Origin of the sequence: Streptomyces sp. WAC 06738 (assembly GCF_003945505.1) — a bacterium.
Classification (GTDB): Bacteria; Actinomycetota; Actinomycetes; order Streptomycetales; family Streptomycetaceae; genus Streptomyces.
In genome coordinates, this window is sequence record NZ_CP029618.1 from 2,737,501 (window position 1) to 2,753,054 (window position 15,554).

A 15,554-nucleotide genomic window follows, 5' to 3' on the forward strand; every position below is an offset into this window, starting at 1 on the left:
TGCCGTCGTACGGGTCGTGGAGGGAATAGCGTCCGCGCGGCATGTCCGGCACCCTACGCGGCCGGCTCTCCCCCGACGCGCGGCCGCCCGCCCGGGTGTCCCCGGGCGGGCGGCGGTGGTGCCGTGCTCAGTACCGGTAGTGGTCCGGCTTGTACGGGCCCTCGACCTGCACGCCGATGTACGACGCCTGCTCCGGCCGGAGTTCGGTGAGCCGGACGCCGAGGGCGTCGAGGTGGAGGCGGGCGACCTTCTCGTCGAGGTGCTTGGGCAGCACGTAGACGCCGGTCGGGTACTCGGAGGTCTTCGTGAAGAGCTCGATCTGGGCGATCGTCTGGTTCGCGAAGGAGTTGGACATGACGAACGACGGGTGGCCGGTCGCGTTGCCGAGGTTCAGCAGGCGGCCCTCGGACAGGACGATGAGCACCCTGCCGTCGGGGAAGGTCCAGGTGTGCACCTGCGGCTTGACCTCGTCCTTGACGACGCCGGGCAGCTTGGCGAGGCCGGCCATGTCGATCTCGTTGTCGAAGTGGCCGATGTTGCCGACGATCGCCTGGTGCTTCATCCGCTGCATGTGCTCGGCGAGGATGATGTCCTTGTTGCCGGTGGCCGTGACGAAGATGTCGGCGGTCTCGACGACGTCCTCCAGCCGCGCCACCTGGTAGCCGTCCATGGCCGCCTGGAGGGCGCAGATCGGGTCGATCTCGGTGATGATCACCCGGGCGCCCTGGCCGCGCAGGGACTCGGCGCAGCCCTTGCCGACGTCGCCGTAGCCGCAGATGACCGCGGTCTTGCCGCCGATGAGGACGTCGGTGGCGCGGTTGATGCCGTCGACGAGGGAGTGGCGGCAGCCGTACTTGTTGTCGAACTTCGACTTGGTCACCGAGTCGTTGACGTTGATGGCCGGGAAGAGCAGCGTCCCCGCCTGGTGCATCTCGTAGAGCCGGTGGACGCCGGTGGTGGTCTCCTCGGTGACGCCGCGGATCTCGGAGGCGAGCTGCGTCCACTTCTGCGGGGTCTCGGCGACGGTGCGGGTGAGGAGCTGGAGGATGACGCGCTCCTCGTCGCTCTCCGCGGTGTCGGGCGAGGGGACCTTGCCGTCCTTCTCGAACTCGACGCCCTTGTGGACGAGGAGCGTGGCGTCGCCGCCGTCGTCGAGGATCATGTTCGGGCCGCCGGTGTCGGTGCCGGGCCAGGTCAGCGCCTGCTCCGTGCACCACCAGTACTCCTCCAGCGTCTCGCCCTTCCAGGCGAAGACGGGGACGCCGCGGGGGTCGTCCGGGGTGCCGTCGGGGCCGACGGCGACGGCCGCGGCGGCGTGGTCCTGGGTGGAGAAGATGTTGCACGAGGCCCAGCGGACCTCGGCGCCGAGGGCGGTCAGCGTCTCGATGAGGACCGCGGTCTGCACGGTCATGTGGAGCGAGCCGGTGACCCGCGCGCCGGCGAGCGGCCGGGCCTCGGCGTACTCCTTGCGGATGGCCATGAGGCCGGGCATCTCGTGCTCGGCGAGCTGGATCTCCTTGCGGCCGAAGGCGGCCAGGGACAGGTCGGCGACCTTGAAGTCCGGGCTCGTGGCGGTGGTCGTGGAAGTCACGTCGCAACTCCTTGAGAGTGGTCGGATTCCCTGAGCGCAGACGGGACGTGCGCGCGGCGCGCAGGCGCACGCACGCGTACGGACACACCGGTCCCTCTGCGGCTCAGTCCGCCGGAGGCCCTCTCTCCCCCTCGGCCGGCCCGCTGGCGGGCCACCCGATCGCCATCAGCAGCGACGTCTGGCTCTGCCCCCCGAATCTACCGCAGGCCGCCCTCACCGCGTGGGCATGTGGGGAACGGGAACTGGCCATCCCGCGGACCGGACAGCCGGTGAGACGGCCGTCCCGGGCGGGGGCGCGGGCGGTCGGCCGGCGGTCCGTGCGCGCCGGCCCCGGTCTCCGCTACGTGTCCGCCTGTGCGCGGGCGATGTCCGGCTCCAGGTAGATCATCCTCGCCACCGGCACCGCCTCCCGTACCCGCGACTCCGCGGCGTCGATGGCGCGCGCCACCTCGCCCGCGGTGTCGTCGTGCTGCACCGCGATCTTCGCGGCGACCAGCAGCTCGTCCGGGCCGAGGTAGAGGGTCTTGAGGTGGATGACCTGGGTGACGGCGTCGCCGTCGACGAGCGCGGTGCTGATGGCCTCGACGTCCGCCTCGCTGGCGCCCTCGCCGAGGAGGAGGCTCTTGGTCTCGACGGCGAGTATGACGGCGATGATCAGGAGCAGGACGCCGATGGACACCGTGCCGATCCCGTCCCAGACGCCGTCGCCGGTGGCGAGGGCGACGCCGACGCCGAGGAGCGCCAGGATCAGGCCGACGAGCGCGCCGAGGTCCTCCAGGAGCACCACGGGCAGTTCGGGGGCCTTGGCGCGGCGGATGAACTGCCACCAGCCCTGGCTGCCCCGTATCTCGTTGGACTCCTTGATGGCGGTGCGGAAGGAGATGGTCTCCGCGATGATCGCGAAGACGAGGACGCCCACCGGCCAGTACCAGTGGTCGATCTCGTGCGGGTCCTCGATCTTGTGATAGCCCTCGTAGATCGCGAAGAGGCCGCCGACCGTGAAGAGGACGATGGAGACGAGGAACGCGTAGACGTACCTCTCGCGGCCGTAGCCGAAGGGGTGTTCCTTGGTGGCGGCGCGCTTGGCGCGCTTGCCGCCGAGGAGGAGCAGCGCCTGGTTGCCGGAGTCGGCCAGGGAGTGCACGGCCTCGGCGAGCATGGAGGACGAGCCGCTGAAGGCCCATGCCACGAACTTCGCGACCGCGATCGACAAGTTGGCGCCGAGCGCCGCGAGGATCGCCTTCGTACCGCCGCCTGCAGCCATGTGCCGCCGGTTCCCTTCCGTCTGCCTCCGCGGGGCGCGGCGGGAGGCCGCGCCCTTCACGGCGGCACATTCTGTCAGCATCGCGGCCGGTGGGCGCAAGCCCTGCCGGCCGCGGCCGTGGACGGCCCGCGGCGGGGCGGGGAGATCCGGTGGGTGGCGTCAGTTGGCCGTGGTGGCGCGGAAGAGCATGCCGGAGCCGGTGGCGTGCAGCGTGCCGTCGGCGGCCGGGACGAAGGCCGACTCGCCGCGGTGCAGGGCCAGGTGCTCGCCTGCGGCGTTGGTCAGCTCGGCGCTGCCGTCGGTGCAGAGCAGGATCTGCGGGCCCGCGCCCTCCGTCCCGCCGATGGTGACGGGGCCGTCGTCGAGGTCGTGGCGGTGGAGGCGGAAGTCGTCGACGGGGACGGCGTAGCGGCCGTCGGGGCCCGCCCGCAGCACCTCGGGGGCGCCGGGGGTGAATGAGACGATCTTCAGCAGCTCGGGCACGTCCACGTGCTTGGGCGTGAGGCCGCAGCGGAGCACGTTGTCGGAGTTGGCCATGATCTCGACGCCGACACCGTCGAGGTAGGCGTGCGGGACGCCGGCGCCGAGGAAGAGCGCTTCGCCGGGCTGCAGCCTGATGACGTTGAGCAGGTAGGCGGCGATGACGCCGGGGTCGCCGGGCCAGGAGCGGGCCAGGGCGCCGTACGCGGCGTAGTCGGCGGCGTACGGGCTGCGGGTGGTGCCCAGCTTCTCCGCCGCCCGGCCCGCGGCCTCGACGGTGGCCGCCAGCTCGTCGCGGTCCGCGCGCAGAATCCCGGCGAACACCTCGCGCAGCGCGTCCTCCTCAGGCTGTGCGCGCAGGGCGTCGGCGTACGGCTTGAGGCCGTCGACACCGAGGCCGTCGAGCAGGTCGGCGGCGTCCGCGGGCGGGCGGAAGCCGCACAGGCCCTCGAAGAGGGTGAGGGCGCAGATCAGCTCGGGCTTGTGGTTGGCGTCCTTGTAGTTGCGCTCGGGGGCGTCGGCGGGGACGCCGCGCTCCTCCTCGTCGAGGTAGCCGACGCGGGCCTGGGCGAGGTCGGGGTGGACCTGGAGGGAGAGCGGGGCGGCGGCGGCGAGCACCTTGAGGAGGAACGGCAGCCGGGGCCCGAAGCGCGCCACCGTCGCCGCGCCCAGCTCGCCCTCGGGGTCGCCGTCGATCACCTGGTCCAGGGGGACGGGCCCGGCGCCGCGGTCGAGGCGGGAGGGGGCACCGGGGTGGGCGCCCATCCACAGCTCGGCCTGCGGCTCGTCGGTCGGGTCGGTGCCGAGCAGCTCGGGGATGGCGGTGGTGGAGCCCCAGGCGTACGGGCGGACGGTGTTGTTCAGGCGATCCATACGGCCATCTTGGTACGGGTCAGGCGGAACCTGCAGCCAGGGCGAGGTAAACGGCGGTGAAATCGGCGGTGGCGATCAGCTCGCCCGCGGCCTCCAGGGGATCGCCGTCGGAGGGTTCCAGCTCGCTGACGGGGGTGCCCTGGGCGGAGGCCAGCTCGCGGACCGCGGGGGCGGCCTCCCGGGGGGTGCGGGCGGTGTCGGCGGACTCGTCGTGCAGCAGGACGATGCGGGCGCGGAGCGCGGCGGGCTCCTCGACGCGGTCGCGGAAGATGTCGTCGGGGTCGGCGCCGGAGGTGAAGGCCCCGGACAGCAGCATGCCGTGGGCGGCGAGCGCGTCGGGCAGCGTCGCGGGCAGGGCGGGGCGGCCGGCGACGGAGGCCAGCTTGCGGGCGAAGTAGCGGGCGGCGACGCCCGCGACGTGGCCCTCGCTCCACAGCAGCGGCAGCGACTCGGCCAGCTCGGCGGCGAGCGTCTTGGCGGGGTTCGCGTACGTCTCGATGGCGGGACCGCAGCGCTCGGCGACGATGTCGAGGCGGTCGGCGACCCGGGAGAGGGCGTCGTCGGGGGCGTCGATCAGGTCGATGCGGTCGGCGAGCGCGAGCAGCGGGGTGAGCAGCGGCCACAGGCCGCCGGTCTCGATCTGCTCGCCGGGGTCGCGCAGCAACGGCATCGCGAGGCCGCGGGAGGTCGCTATCTCGGTGACCGCGGAGGTGCGCGGCGCGACGGCGGCGACGGTGCAGCCGCGCCGGTACGCCTGCTCGACGAGCGCGGTGAGGCCCGGCTCGCGGCCGTAGTCGGTGGCGATGAGCAGCAGGTCGTACGGGCCGGCCCAGCCGGGCAGCGTCCAGTTCAGGGCGCTGGGCTCGGGGCGGGCGCCGGTGGGGCGGAGGGCGGCGACGGGGCTGGCGCCCGCGGTCAGCGCGCGCAGCAGGTCGGCGGTGGTGTTCGCGACGGGCCCCGGGGCGGCGACGAGCACGGCGCGGGGACGGCCGTCGGGCCGCACCCGGGCGAGGTCGGACTCGGCCGCCTGGCGGGCGGCGATGCGCATCTGGGCGCCGGCCTGGGCGACGCTGCGCAGCAGGCCGCGGGCGTCGGCGCGGGCGAGTTCCCCGGGGTCGTCGAGCAGCGACTCGTCGAGCATGGCGGGGCCTAGGCGGGGCGGCGGGCTTCGTCCACGAGCAGGACGGGGATGTCGTCGCGTACGGGATAGACGAGGCCGCAGGTGTCGGAGGTGCACTGCAGCTCGGGCTCGCCGGAGGCGTCGGAGGCGCCGCCGGCCGCGCCGTCCTTGCTCTCGCGCAGCGGGGCGTGGCACGCCGGGCAGGCGAGGATCTCCAGGAGGCTGGCGTCGACCGGCATGTGCGTCCCCTTCGGCTGGCTGCTGCGGTGCTGGGCTCGGCGGTGCGTACGAGCGGCAGGCGGCCAGCCTACCGCCGGGCGTACGGGCCCGCCTGCGCGCGGGCGGGCCCCGTGCACGGGCGCGGGGGCGGCCGTCCGCGCGGGCGGCGGTGACGGCCGTACGGGCGGGGTAAGGGCCGTACGCCCTCGGGCGCTGCCCCTTACCGGCCCGCCTGCCGCGGGCCCGCCGCCTCAGCCCCGTACCAGCGCCAGCGCCTCGTCCCGTACCCGCGCCATCGTCTCCGCGTCGCCCGCCTCCACGTTGAGCCGCAGCAGCGGCTCGGTGTTGGAGGCCCGCAGGTTGAACCACCAGCCGTCGCCGGTGACCGTCAGCCCGTCCAGCTCGTCGATCGTGACGCCCTCGCGGCCCGCGTACGCGGCCCTGACCGCCGCGAGCCGGGCGTCCTGGTCGTCGACGGTGCTGTTGATCTCGCCGGAGGCCGCGTACCGGTCGTAGGCGGCGACGAGCCGCGACAGCGGGCCGTCCTGGCCGCCGAGGGCGGCGAGGACGTGGAGCGCGGCGAGCATGCCGGTGTCGGCGTTCCAGAAGTCGCGGAAGTAGTAGTGCGCGGAGTGCTCGCCGCCGAAGATGGCGCCGGTCTTGGCCATCTCCTCCTTGATGAAGGAGTGGCCGACGCGGGTGCGCACGGGAGTGCCGCCGTGCTCCTTGACGACCTCGGGCACGGACCAGGAGGTGATCAGGTTGTGGATGATCGTGCCGCCGCCGTTGCGCTCCAGCTCGCGCGCGGCGACCAGCGCGGTGATCGCGGACGGCGCGACCGGGTCGCCCTTCTCGTCGACGACGAAGCAGCGGTCGGCGTCGCCGTCGAAGGCGAGGCCGGCGTCGGCGCCGGTCCTGCGGACCTCGGCCTGGAGGTCGACGATGTTCTTCGGATCGAGCGGGTTGGCCTCGTGGTTGGGGAAGGTGCCGTCGAGCTCGAAGTACATGGGGACGACGTCGACGGGCAGCGGGTCGAAGACGCTGGGCACGGTGTGGCCCGCCATGCCGTTGCCGGCGTCGACGACGACCTTCAGCGGCCGGATGGCGCCGAGGTCGACCAGGGAGCGCAGGTGGGCGGCGTAGTCCGCGAGGAGGTCGGTCTGCGTGACGCTGCCGGGCTTCGCGACCGGGGCGGGCGCCCCTTCCGCCTGCCACCGCTCGACCTTGGCGCGGATCTCGGCGAGCCCGGTGTCCTGGCCGACGGGGGCGGCACCGGCGCGGCACATCTTGATGCCGTTGTACCGCGCGGGGTTGTGGCTCGCGGTGAACATGGCGCCGGGCAGGCCGAGATGGCCGCTGGCGAAGTAGAGCTGGTCGGTTGAGCACAGGCCGATGAGGACGGCGTCCGCGCCGCGGCCGACGGCGCCGCGCGCGAAGGCGGCGGCCAGCGCGGGCGACGAGGGGCGCATGTCATGACCGACGACGATCTTGCCTGCGCCGGTGGTCTCGGTGAAGGCGGCGCCGAAGAGCTCGACGAGCGGCTCGTCGAGCTGCTCGGGGAAGACGCCGCGCACGTCGTACGCCTTCACGATCGTCGAGAGATCGGTCACGGTTTACCGCCCTTCGCACGCTGCTGAGGCTTGCACAGTACGCGATGGGGCGGACACGCGCCGTCCGGGGCCGGGCAGGCGGGGGACCGTACGGGAGCGGCCCGGCGGACTGCCTGCGGGGCGGGCGGCGGTCAGCCCTCGGGCGAGCGGAGCACCCGCAGGTGGGCGCGGCGCGCGACCTCCATGGGGTCGGCGTCCCGGCCGCCGGGGGCCACGGCGCGCTGGGCGGCCATCCCGTCCCCGTCCGCCGCCGCGCGGGGCGGGCGGGCCGCTTCGCGTACGGCGTTGGCCAGGGCCTCCAGGTCGTCGCTGCTGGGCCGCGCGGGTCCCGAGGGGACCGCGAGCCGGACGACCTCCCAGCCGCGCGGGGCCGTGAGCCGCTCGGAGTGCTCCGTGCACAGGTCGTAGCAGTGGGGCTCGGCGTACGTGGCGAGGGGGCCGAGGACGGCGGTGGAGTCGGCGTAGACGTAGGTGAGCGTCGCGACGGCGGCTCGGCCGCATGCGGTGCGCGAACAGCGACGTACAGGGCTCACGACGTTGGACGGTACCGCACTCCTGAGCGGGCCGCGACGACTCACCATCGCGTCACCCACCCGTGTCGCCCGCCGTCCGGTGCGAAGCCGGGCGCGTGTGGCCGAGTTGACCTGCGACGTCGGTCACATCGCGGGTGGCTACGACGTTGCAAGTGATCAGCCCTGGCTGCAAATCATGTCAATCCAACCGGTTTCGGCGGACTTCGGCCCGTTCATCTGCGGGCCGATTCCTGTGCCGACCGTTCACTTCGCGACATTCCCGGGGTTGCCCCGGGATGGTCTGCGGCGGGCCCGGCGCGGGCTACGCTCATCGGTGATGGAGCACACAGAACGACCGGCGCCGCCCCCAGGGCCCCCGCCGCGCCCGCGCGGCCGCACCCGCGACCGCCACGGCCGCGGCATGCGGGGCCCCGTGGCGCCGCCGCAGGTGCCGCTGGCGGTGAGCCGCTCGGACGCCTTCGTCGACCTGGTGCACGAGTCCGCCACCCGGCTGGAACGCCGCTGGCCGCAGCTCGCCGGCGTCGAGTTCGCCGTCCTCGACGTCCCCGGCGACGGCAGCGGCCCGGCCGGCTGGGAGGACGACGGCGGGGTGCCGCTCGGCCGGCTCGTCACCGGCGGCGGCGGCCCGGACCGCATCGTCGTCTACCGCCGCCCCGTCGAGATCCGTACGAAGAACCGCGACGAGCGCGCGCTGCTGGTCCACGAGGTGATCGTCGAGCAGGTCGCGGAACTCCTCGGCGTCGCCCCGGAGTCGGTCGATCCGCACTACGGCCAGGACTGACGACGGCACCGTACGTCAGTCCGTGAGGACGCCCAGGTCCTGCTCGGCGTCCGGGACTTCGACCATCCCCTTGTCGTCGGGGAGGGTCTGGATCGTGAACATCGGGATGCCGCTCTCCTTCGTCTCCAGCGTCCGCGAGGCGTAGAGCTCGCCGCCCGAGACACGCTCGACGGTGAGCGCGAAGGTGCCCTTCGTGCCGGACGTCTTGGGCGGCTCGACGGTCAGCGTGGTGCGGGGCTTGACCGTGTACGTCTCCTCCGCCGGTTCACCGCCCTCGCTCCCCGGCGACGCGGTGACCTTGACCTCGACGGCCTTGCCCGGCGCGGCGAGCGACAGGCTCGCGGCCTTCGGCCAGTTCCCCGAGGCGGTGGTGCGCTCCTCGACCGGCGTCGCGGAGGGGATGAACGCCATCTCCTGCTCGGTGTTCTTGCCGCGGGTCACCCGCAGGGCGGCGACGATGGGTGTCCTGCTGCCGTCCTCCGGCTCCAGGATCAGCGAACCCACCTCGCCCTTGGTGAGGTTCTGCATGTCGATCGCCGTCGTCATGCCGCTCTTGGCGTGCACCGACTCGTACCCGGCGGGGGTGATCGAGCCGTTGGGTCCGGCGAGCTTCACGGCGAGGTCGGCGTCGTCCTCGCCCGGGACGTAGACGACGAGGCGCACGGAGGTGGCGTCGCCGGGGATGCCGGGGAGGACCGCGCCGGGCGCGGGTGCGGAGACGGGCTGGAGCCAGTCGCCGCCGACCTGCTCGTCGGCGGCGTGCACGGCGGCGCCGACGCGGCCGGAGCGCACGGCGACGTGCACCGCGACGTTGATCGACGGCTCCTCGGCGACCGTGGAGAGCAGCACCGAGACGCTGGAGCGGGCGGGGACCTGGATGCCGTTGCCCGCCTCGCTCTCGACCGGGCCGTCCTTGTCGAACAACTGGAGGTCGACGACGGCGGCCTCGTCGTCGGGGTTGGTGAGCTGGACGTAGTCGCGGCGCTCGTCGATCGTGCTGGCGCCGGCGAACCAGAACTCGCTGTCCGGGGCCGTGCAGCGCGCGCCGGACAGGCCGCGGCCGTCGCCCGCGGTGACCAGGGTCGTCTGCTGCACGCTCCAGCCGGGGGCGAAGTCGCCGTGGGCGGTGCCGACGAGCGCGGGGGCCTCGGCCTCGTCGGTGGTGGCCTCGGCGGGGGTGCCGGCGCGCTTCAGGGGGGCGACGGGGTCGGGGGCGTCGTCCTTCTTCTGCCCGTCGCCCTTGCCCTCGTCGCCCTTGCCGTCGTCGTCCTTCTTCTCTTGTTGCTCCGCGGCTTCGGACTCCGTTGTGGCGGGAAGCAGTTCGGCGCTTCCTTCGTCGCCCTCGCCGCCGGGCACGAAGGAGGTGTACGTCGTCTCGCCGACCTCCGTGTCGCCCGGCTGCGGGCACAGCAGGGTGGAGCGCTCGACGGCGATGCGCTCCGCGGCGGGTGCGGCCTTGCCGGCGTCGTCCTCGTCGCCGGGGACGGTGAGAGTGGCGATTCCCGCGGTGACGGCGAGCGCGGCCGCCGCGGCGATCAGGGTGAGGGGGCCGGTCTTCACGCGTTGTCACTCCCGTCCCGCTCGGCGCCCGCGCCGTAGTTCCTCTGGTCGTAGTACGGGCCGGAGTACTGCCCCGCACCGTACGGGTCCTGCTCGCCGTCGCCGTAGCCCTGGCCGCCCTGCTGGGGCACCGCGGGGGCGCCGGGCCGCTGTTCGCCCTCGTACGCGCCGGCGTCGTACTGCGGCTCGTAGGGCGCCTCGTACGACGTCCCGCCGTACTGCCCGCCGTAGCCGGTGCCGTCCCACTCGTAGCCCTGCGGCGGGGCCGCGTACGGGTCGGCGACCGCCGTGTCCCCGTAGCCCTGCTCCGCCTGCCCGGCGCCGGGCACCGGCGCCGCGGCCCAGGCCGGCTGCTCGTCGGGCGCACCGGGCACGGCAGGGGAACCGGGCGGAGCCGGCGGCATCGGCGGCGCCCCGGGCACGCCGCCCGGCGCGCCCGCGCCCCCGGGCGCCCCGGCGCCCCCGGCCTCCGCCGCGGCGGCCTGCGCCCGCAGCCGCCGTGCGCGCCGCCCGTCGCCCTCCAGCGCCTGCGCCGGGATCGCCGGGGTGCCCGCCTCCGGCAGGTCGTCGTCCACGTCGCGCCGCCGCCCGGGCAGCGCCAGCACCAGCACGACGAGGAGCGCCGCGCCGCGCGCCCAGGTCCACGCCGTGTGCGTCACGGCGGTGTCGTACGTGACGTCCAGCCGCCCGCCGCCCGCGGGCAGTTCGAAGCCCTGCGCCCAGCCGTCGACCGTCGTGGCCTCCAGCGGCTCGCCGTCCAGGGTGGCCTGCCATCCGGCGCTCGCCGCGTCCGCGAGGCGCAGCACGCGGCCCTCGGGGCCGTCCTTGATGTCGGTGTGCACTTCGACGGGCCCGGCGGCCACGGGCACCGGCTCGGCGGCACCCTGGCCCTCGCCGTCGCCCGCGACGACGGTCGCGCGCGAGACCCGCGCGTCGACGCGCCAGAGCGCGCCGCCGTCCTGCTGGCTGAGCCGGGTCAGCCCGGGGGTGGCGTCGAGTACGCGGCCGAAGGTGCGGGGGGCGTCGTTGCGTACGAGGACATAGCGCACGGCGTACGCGCCCAGCTCGGCCGACTGGTCGGCGCCGGAGCCGGCCACGAGCCCGGAGACGGTGCCGGAGAGCCGGGAGTTGCCGCCGCCGGCCGCGGCCAGCTCGGCGTCGCCGAGGCGGGCGCCCGCGCCCCGTACGAGCATGTACTCGACCTGGGCGGCCGAACCGCCGACGACCAGCGTGCGCGGCTGGTCCGACGTGCGGCTCTCCTCCGCGACGAACGCCGGCACCTGGTCGGCGCCGCCGCGCTCCAGCGGCCCGTCGGCCCCGCGCCACATCCAGCCGACGGCCAGCACCAGCGGCCCCACGGCGCAGGCGACGGCGACGAGCACCGCGGCCGGCTGCCGCCAGCCGAAGGACTGCTCGGCGACGCGGTGGCGGGCGCCGTCGGCGCCGATGACGGCGGCGGCCAGCAGCGCGAGCCCGTAGACGAGCGTCTGCGGCCCGGTCCAGCCGTCGCCCGCGCCGGCCGCGGCGAGCAGCCCGGCGACGGCGGCGACGGCCCACGCGGCGCCCACCGGCAGCCGCCGGTCGGAGCGGAGCAGTGCGGCCAGCGCGGCGAGGACGATGCCGGCGAGCAGCACGCTGCCGCCCGCGTTGGGGCCGCCGGGCGAGGCGAGCAGCAGGCCGAGCGGGGAGACGTCGTCGGCGGTGGCGTCGAGTCCGGCCTCGGTGAAGAAGCGGGACGGTTCGGTCAGCAGATCGAGCGACCAGGGCGCCAGCAGCACCACGGGGGTCACCAGGACGGCCAGTTGCCGCAGGCCGGGCCCGACGGGGCTCCGGCCGCGCACGACGGCCCAGGCGGCCAGCGCGGCGGCCAGGAGGGCGGCCAGCGGCCAGACGACGGGGGTGAAGGCGGTGGTGACGGTGAGCAGCAGCGCGTACGCCCAGGCGCCGCGCCAGCTCGCCCGGCCGCGCAGCCCGCTCGCGGCGACGGCCGCGCGGGCGAGGAGCGGCAGCAGCACGGCGAGCACCGCGGTGCCGATGCGGCCCGCGGCGAGCGCGCCGGTGGCGGCGGGCAGGAAGGCGTACGCGACGCTGCCCCAGGCGCGCAGCAGCCGGGAGCTGACGAGCGGCCGGGAGGCGAAGTACGCGGTGAAGCCGGCCAGCGGCACGGAGCAGACGAGCAGCAGGGTCAGCGCGGCGTTGGTGCTGCCGAACAGGATGGTGCCGAGACCGGCGAGGAACGCCAGGTAGGGCGGTGCGTCCTGGGTGCCGCCGGTGCCGACGGGGTGCCAGGAGTCGGCGTACGACGACCAGAGGTCGCCGGCGTCCGCGGGGGCGGGCAGGAGCGCGCCGCCGATGAGGGTGCCGCCGCCGATCAGCTCGCGGCAGGCGATGAGGGCGACGAGCAGCAGGACGGCGAAGAGCACCGGGCCCGGCTTGCGGGCCACCCGCTTCAGCCGGGCGAACTGTTCGACTTCGAGAAAGTCGGCATCGTCGTCGCCCGGGCCGGTCTCGACGGCGCCGCCGTGCCGGCCGCCGCCGGACAGCTCGGGCTCGGAGCGGCCGCTGAAGTTGCTGAGCACCTGCTCGACGGTGACGCGTACGGTCGCGCCGCGGCCCGGGAAGAGGGGCTTGAGGTCGCCGGGCGGCACGGCGGGCTTGCCGCGCCTGCGCCGGGCGGCGGCGATGCGGTGCGGGCGCAGCAGCACGGCGCCGAGCCCCGCCACTTCGTCGAGCGCCTGCCGCGGGACCTTGCCGACGAGGTACGCCAGCGTGCGCAGCAGGGTGCCGAGGACGAGCCGGAAGGCGATGTACGGCAGGGCCGCGGTGCTGGAGTTGACGAGGAGGGTGTAGGCGGCGCCGGCCTTGTCGACGCGGTGCGGGCTCGCCCCCTTTGCCGTCTGCCCCGATCTGCCCATGCAGTCGATGGAGCGCCGCTCGCGGGCGGCGGCCTCGGCGTGCCGCATGACGGCGTCGGGCTGGACGACGACCCGGTGGCCGGCCTTGTGGGCGCGCCAGCAGAGGTCGACGTCGTCGCGCATGAGGGGCAGCCGGGCGTCGAAGCCGCCGAGTTGGTCGAAGACGTCGCGGCGGATGAGCATGCCCGCGGTGGAGACGGAGAGCACGTCGCGGACGCCGTCGTGCTGGCCCTGGTCCTGCTCGCGGCGGTCGATGCCGGTCCAGCGGCGGCCGCTGTGGGCGATGGAGACGCCGGCCTCCAGCAACTGCCTGCGGTCGTACCAGCTCCGCAGCTTGGGGCCGATGATCGCGGCGGAGGGCATGTCGTCGGCGAGGCGGAGCATGGCGGCGAGCGCGTCGGGCTCGGCGGCGCAGTCGTCGTGCAGCAGCCAGAGCCACTGGACGGGCTCGCCGTGCGGGAACTCCGGCATGTCGTACGCGTCGTCGCGCCAACTGCGGCTGACGGGGTCCCAGCCGCTGGGGCGGCGCAGGTACGGCAGTTGGTCGGGGGTGAGCACGCCCGCGGTGCGGGCGGCCTCGGCGGCGGCGGTGCCGAAGCCGGTGCGGCGGGCGAGGTGGAGCACGCGCTCGGCGCCGAGGGCTTCGGTGAGGATGCGGGCGGAGCCGTCGGCGCTGCCGGTGTCGGCGGCGATGACGCTCTGCACGGGGCGCTCCTGCGCCGTGAGCGCGGCGAGCGCGTCGGGCAGCCACCGCTCGCCGTCGTGCGAGACGAGCACGGCGGTGACGACGTGCCGGGGGAAGGCGGGGGTGCCGCCGCCGGGGGCGGCCGCGGTCGTCCCGGGCCGGCCTGCCGCGTCGGCTGCGGCCGGGTAGCCGGCCGCGAAGTCAGCGTTGCTGTGCTCGGACATCGAGGTGCGGACCCCTGGTGGAGTCCGGGTCACCTCCCGGGAATGTGGCGGCTGTCGTGGACGGTGCCCCACACTAGAGGGTCCCTCCGTCACAGGGCGACTTGGCGGACGATCCCCGGGCCGCCGCGGGGTTCCGCCGAGGTCACGTACGCCGTACGGGGGCCGGGCGCACGCCCGCGCGAATCCCGTGGCGCCGCGCTCGCCGCCTCCGGGCCCGCCCGGCGCGCGGCCGCGCCGCCGGTGACAGTGCCCGCTACGGCACGGCTACGGCACCGGCTAGAGGGCCGCCTTCTTCAGCCGGCGCCGTTCCCGTTCGGACAGGCCGCCCCAGATGCCGAAGCGCTCGTCGTTGGCGAGGGCGTACTCCAGGCACTCGGACCGGACTTCGCAGGCGAGGCAGACCTTCTTGGCCTCGCGTGTGGATCCGCCCTTCTCCGGGAAGAAGGATTCGGGATCGGTCTGGGCGCACAGCGCGCGCTCCTGCCACCCGAGCTCCTCGTCCGCCTCCTCGACCAGCACCTGCTGGAACAGCTCGGTCATGTGCGCCCCTCGTCTTTGCTTCCCCGTGATGTTGCCGTTACTGAATCGCCTGAACGGACACGTGTGAAATTACAGGTACGCCGCTCTGGCACAGTCAAGCCGGGATCTGCTATTGGACCTCTTATTCACCCTGCGGCACCAAGCCCTCGTGAATAGTGTTCATATCGGCCAAGACCATGACAGTCCGATAGACCGCGATCCCGGCAGGCGCCCCTACCGGGGGAGACGATCGGGGCTACGGCGCCGTTGCGGCCCGCCCGGCAAAGCGAAGAAGATCACAGTCGCGTCACGGATGCACAACGGCACCCCGGCCCCGATGGTCGCCCTGCGGTTGGTCGCCGTCTCTCCGTACAACGGGGTGAATAAACCTTTCGCCACGCCCGGCAACCGGAAGGTGTGAATCCTTGCGGTCAACCCGGACATCCAGTTGACAAACACCCCCGGATCCGCTCTGCTGATGCGCATGTCGGGCCCGTGGCCGTACCGGCCGAGCGAGGAGTGTCCGAGCTGTTGTAGCCGCTGAGGCTCCAGCTCCGCTCCCTGCTGCCTGCTCCGCAGGCCACCCCTTCGCCACTCTCCGCACTCCTCGCGCACCACACACGCCAAGGACTCCCGAGCCCCATGCTCAGCGACATCCAGATCGGCGGCGACCCGCTCGCCTTCCCGCACCTCCTCCCGCCCGCGCCCGCCCACCCCGCCACGGTCGCCGACTTCGCCGGCCTCGCCCGCGCGCTCGCCGCCGACCGGGACGCCTGGGCGCCCCTCGTCGACTACGACCCCGTCACCCGCTGGTACCACCGGCTGCGCACCGGCCCCGGCTACGAGGTGTGGCTGCTGAGCTGGCTGCCGGGACAGCGCAGCGGGGCACACGGCCACGGCCCGTCCTCGGGCGTACTCACCGTGCTGGAAGGGGAGTTGACCGAGCGCGCGAACCACACCGCGCGCACCCTCACGCCCGGCGCGCAACGCGTCTTCGCGCCGGGGTACGTCCACGAAGTCGTCAACGACGCGCTGACGCCCGCCGTGAGCCTGCACGTCTACTTCCCCGCCCTCACCGAGATGCCGATGCACGAGGACCGTCCCCCTCCCCTCACGGTCGCCTGCGGCGCCGCCCGCCCGACCGAGGAGCCCGCCCGCCACTGAGCCCGGCCTGCAAGAC

Annotated in this window: 13 protein-coding genes (1 of these 13 running past the window's edge); 2 read left to right on the forward strand and 11 right to left on the reverse strand. The window is 74.4% G+C overall.

What is annotated here, in order from left to right; translation table 11 throughout:
- The 8 genes from DMB38_RS11455 to DMB38_RS11490 all read right to left on the reverse strand — a co-directional run.
- Positions 1 to 43, reverse strand: the 5' end (the start) of a protein-coding gene (locus DMB38_RS11455) for a hypothetical protein (protein ID WP_125935083.1). 575 nt of this gene lie to the left of the window's left edge; the window shows 43 of its 618 coding nt (coding positions 1–43); its start codon is at positions 41 to 43; the stop codon falls past the left edge of the window.
- 84 nt (positions 44 to 127) lie between these two features.
- Positions 128 to 1,591 carry an adenosylhomocysteinase gene (ahcY, locus tag DMB38_RS11460; RefSeq protein WP_125935084.1) on the reverse strand — a complete coding sequence of 488 codons (1,464 nt, stop codon included), beginning with the start codon at positions 1,589 to 1,591 and terminating at the stop codon, positions 128 to 130.
- Between the two features lie 340 nt (positions 1,592 to 1,931).
- Positions 1,932 to 2,855, reverse strand: coding sequence for a cation diffusion facilitator family transporter (locus DMB38_RS11465; RefSeq protein ID WP_125935085.1), 924 nt, complete (start codon positions 2,853 to 2,855; stop codon positions 1,932 to 1,934).
- 159 nt (positions 2,856 to 3,014) lie between these two features.
- A complete protein-coding gene (manA, locus tag DMB38_RS11470; protein WP_125935086.1) occupies positions 3,015 to 4,208 on the reverse strand; it encodes a mannose-6-phosphate isomerase, class I in 1,194 nt (397 codons plus the stop codon).
- Between the two features lie 19 nt (positions 4,209 to 4,227).
- Complete coding sequence (locus DMB38_RS11475) at positions 4,228 to 5,349, reverse strand: SIS domain-containing protein (RefSeq protein WP_125935087.1); 1,122 nt, start codon at positions 5,347 to 5,349, stop codon at positions 4,228 to 4,230.
- A gap of 8 nt (positions 5,350 to 5,357) precedes the next feature.
- Complete coding sequence (locus DMB38_RS11480; protein ID WP_125935088.1) at positions 5,358 to 5,567, reverse strand: Trm112 family protein; 210 nt, start codon at positions 5,565 to 5,567, stop codon at positions 5,358 to 5,360.
- Positions 5,568 to 5,798: 231 nt separating this feature from the next.
- Positions 5,799 to 7,157, reverse strand: a complete 1,359-nt coding sequence (locus DMB38_RS11485; protein ID WP_125935089.1) for a phosphomannomutase/phosphoglucomutase — start codon at positions 7,155 to 7,157, stop codon at positions 5,799 to 5,801.
- 131 nt (positions 7,158 to 7,288) lie between these two features.
- Positions 7,289 to 7,738, reverse strand: coding sequence for a DUF3499 domain-containing protein (locus tag DMB38_RS11490; RefSeq protein ID WP_078898245.1), 450 nt, complete (start codon positions 7,736 to 7,738; stop codon positions 7,289 to 7,291).
- Between the two features lie 352 nt (positions 7,739 to 8,090).
- Between DMB38_RS11490 and DMB38_RS11495 the strand changes: the two genes are divergently transcribed.
- Positions 8,091 to 8,471, forward strand: coding sequence for a metallopeptidase family protein (locus DMB38_RS11495; RefSeq protein WP_047016066.1), 381 nt, complete (start codon positions 8,091 to 8,093; stop codon positions 8,469 to 8,471).
- Positions 8,472 to 8,486: 15 nt separating this feature from the next.
- Here DMB38_RS11495 and DMB38_RS11500 read toward each other — a convergent pair whose 3' ends face one another.
- From DMB38_RS11500 to DMB38_RS11510, 3 genes are all read right to left on the reverse strand, one after another.
- Positions 8,487 to 10,031, reverse strand: coding sequence for a DUF5719 family protein (locus tag DMB38_RS11500; protein WP_125935090.1), 1,545 nt, complete (start codon positions 10,029 to 10,031; stop codon positions 8,487 to 8,489).
- Positions 10,028 to 13,855, reverse strand: coding sequence for a glycosyltransferase family 2 protein (locus tag DMB38_RS11505; RefSeq protein ID WP_125935091.1), 3,828 nt, complete (start codon positions 13,853 to 13,855; stop codon positions 10,028 to 10,030). Before DMB38_RS11505 ends, DMB38_RS11500 begins: the two co-directional genes overlap by 4 nt.
- Before the next feature lie 276 nt (positions 13,856 to 14,131).
- The gene (locus DMB38_RS11510; protein ID WP_018840771.1) at positions 14,132 to 14,395 is read right to left on the reverse strand and encodes a WhiB family transcriptional regulator; all 264 of its coding nucleotides are present in this window, start codon (positions 14,393 to 14,395) and stop codon (positions 14,132 to 14,134) included.
- A 621-nt stretch (positions 14,396 to 15,016) separates the two neighbouring features.
- Between DMB38_RS11510 and DMB38_RS11515 the strand changes: the two genes are divergently transcribed.
- A complete protein-coding gene (locus tag DMB38_RS11515) occupies positions 15,017 to 15,538 on the forward strand; it encodes a cysteine dioxygenase family protein (protein ID WP_125935092.1) in 522 nt (173 codons plus the stop codon).
- Positions 15,539 to 15,554: the final 16 nt, after the last annotated feature.

Coding starts and splice junctions, on each gene's coding strand:
- DMB38_RS11465 (WP_125935085.1), bottom strand. CDS start 2,855: ATGGCTGCAGGCGGCGGTACGAAGGCGATCCTCGCGGCGCTCGGCGCC.
- manA (WP_125935086.1), bottom strand. CDS start 4,208: ATGGATCGCCTGAACAACACCGTCCGCCCGTACGCCTGGGGCTCCACC.
- DMB38_RS11475 (WP_125935087.1), bottom strand. CDS start 5,349: ATGCTCGACGAGTCGCTGCTCGACGACCCCGGGGAACTCGCCCGCGCC.
- DMB38_RS11480 (WP_125935088.1), bottom strand. CDS start 5,567: ATGCCGGTCGACGCCAGCCTCCTGGAGATCCTCGCCTGCCCGGCGTGC.
- DMB38_RS11490 (WP_078898245.1), bottom strand. CDS start 7,738: ATGGTGAGTCGTCGCGGCCCGCTCAGGAGTGCGGTACCGTCCAACGTC.
- DMB38_RS11495 (WP_047016066.1), top strand. CDS start 8,091: ATGCGGGGCCCCGTGGCGCCGCCGCAGGTGCCGCTGGCGGTGAGCCGC.
- DMB38_RS11505 (WP_125935091.1), bottom strand. CDS start 13,855: ATGTCCGAGCACAGCAACGCTGACTTCGCGGCCGGCTACCCGGCCGCA.
- DMB38_RS11510 (WP_018840771.1), bottom strand. CDS start 14,395: ATGACCGAGCTGTTCCAGCAGGTGCTGGTCGAGGAGGCGGACGAGGAG.
- DMB38_RS11515 (WP_125935092.1), top strand. CDS start 15,017: ATGCTCAGCGACATCCAGATCGGCGGCGACCCGCTCGCCTTCCCGCAC.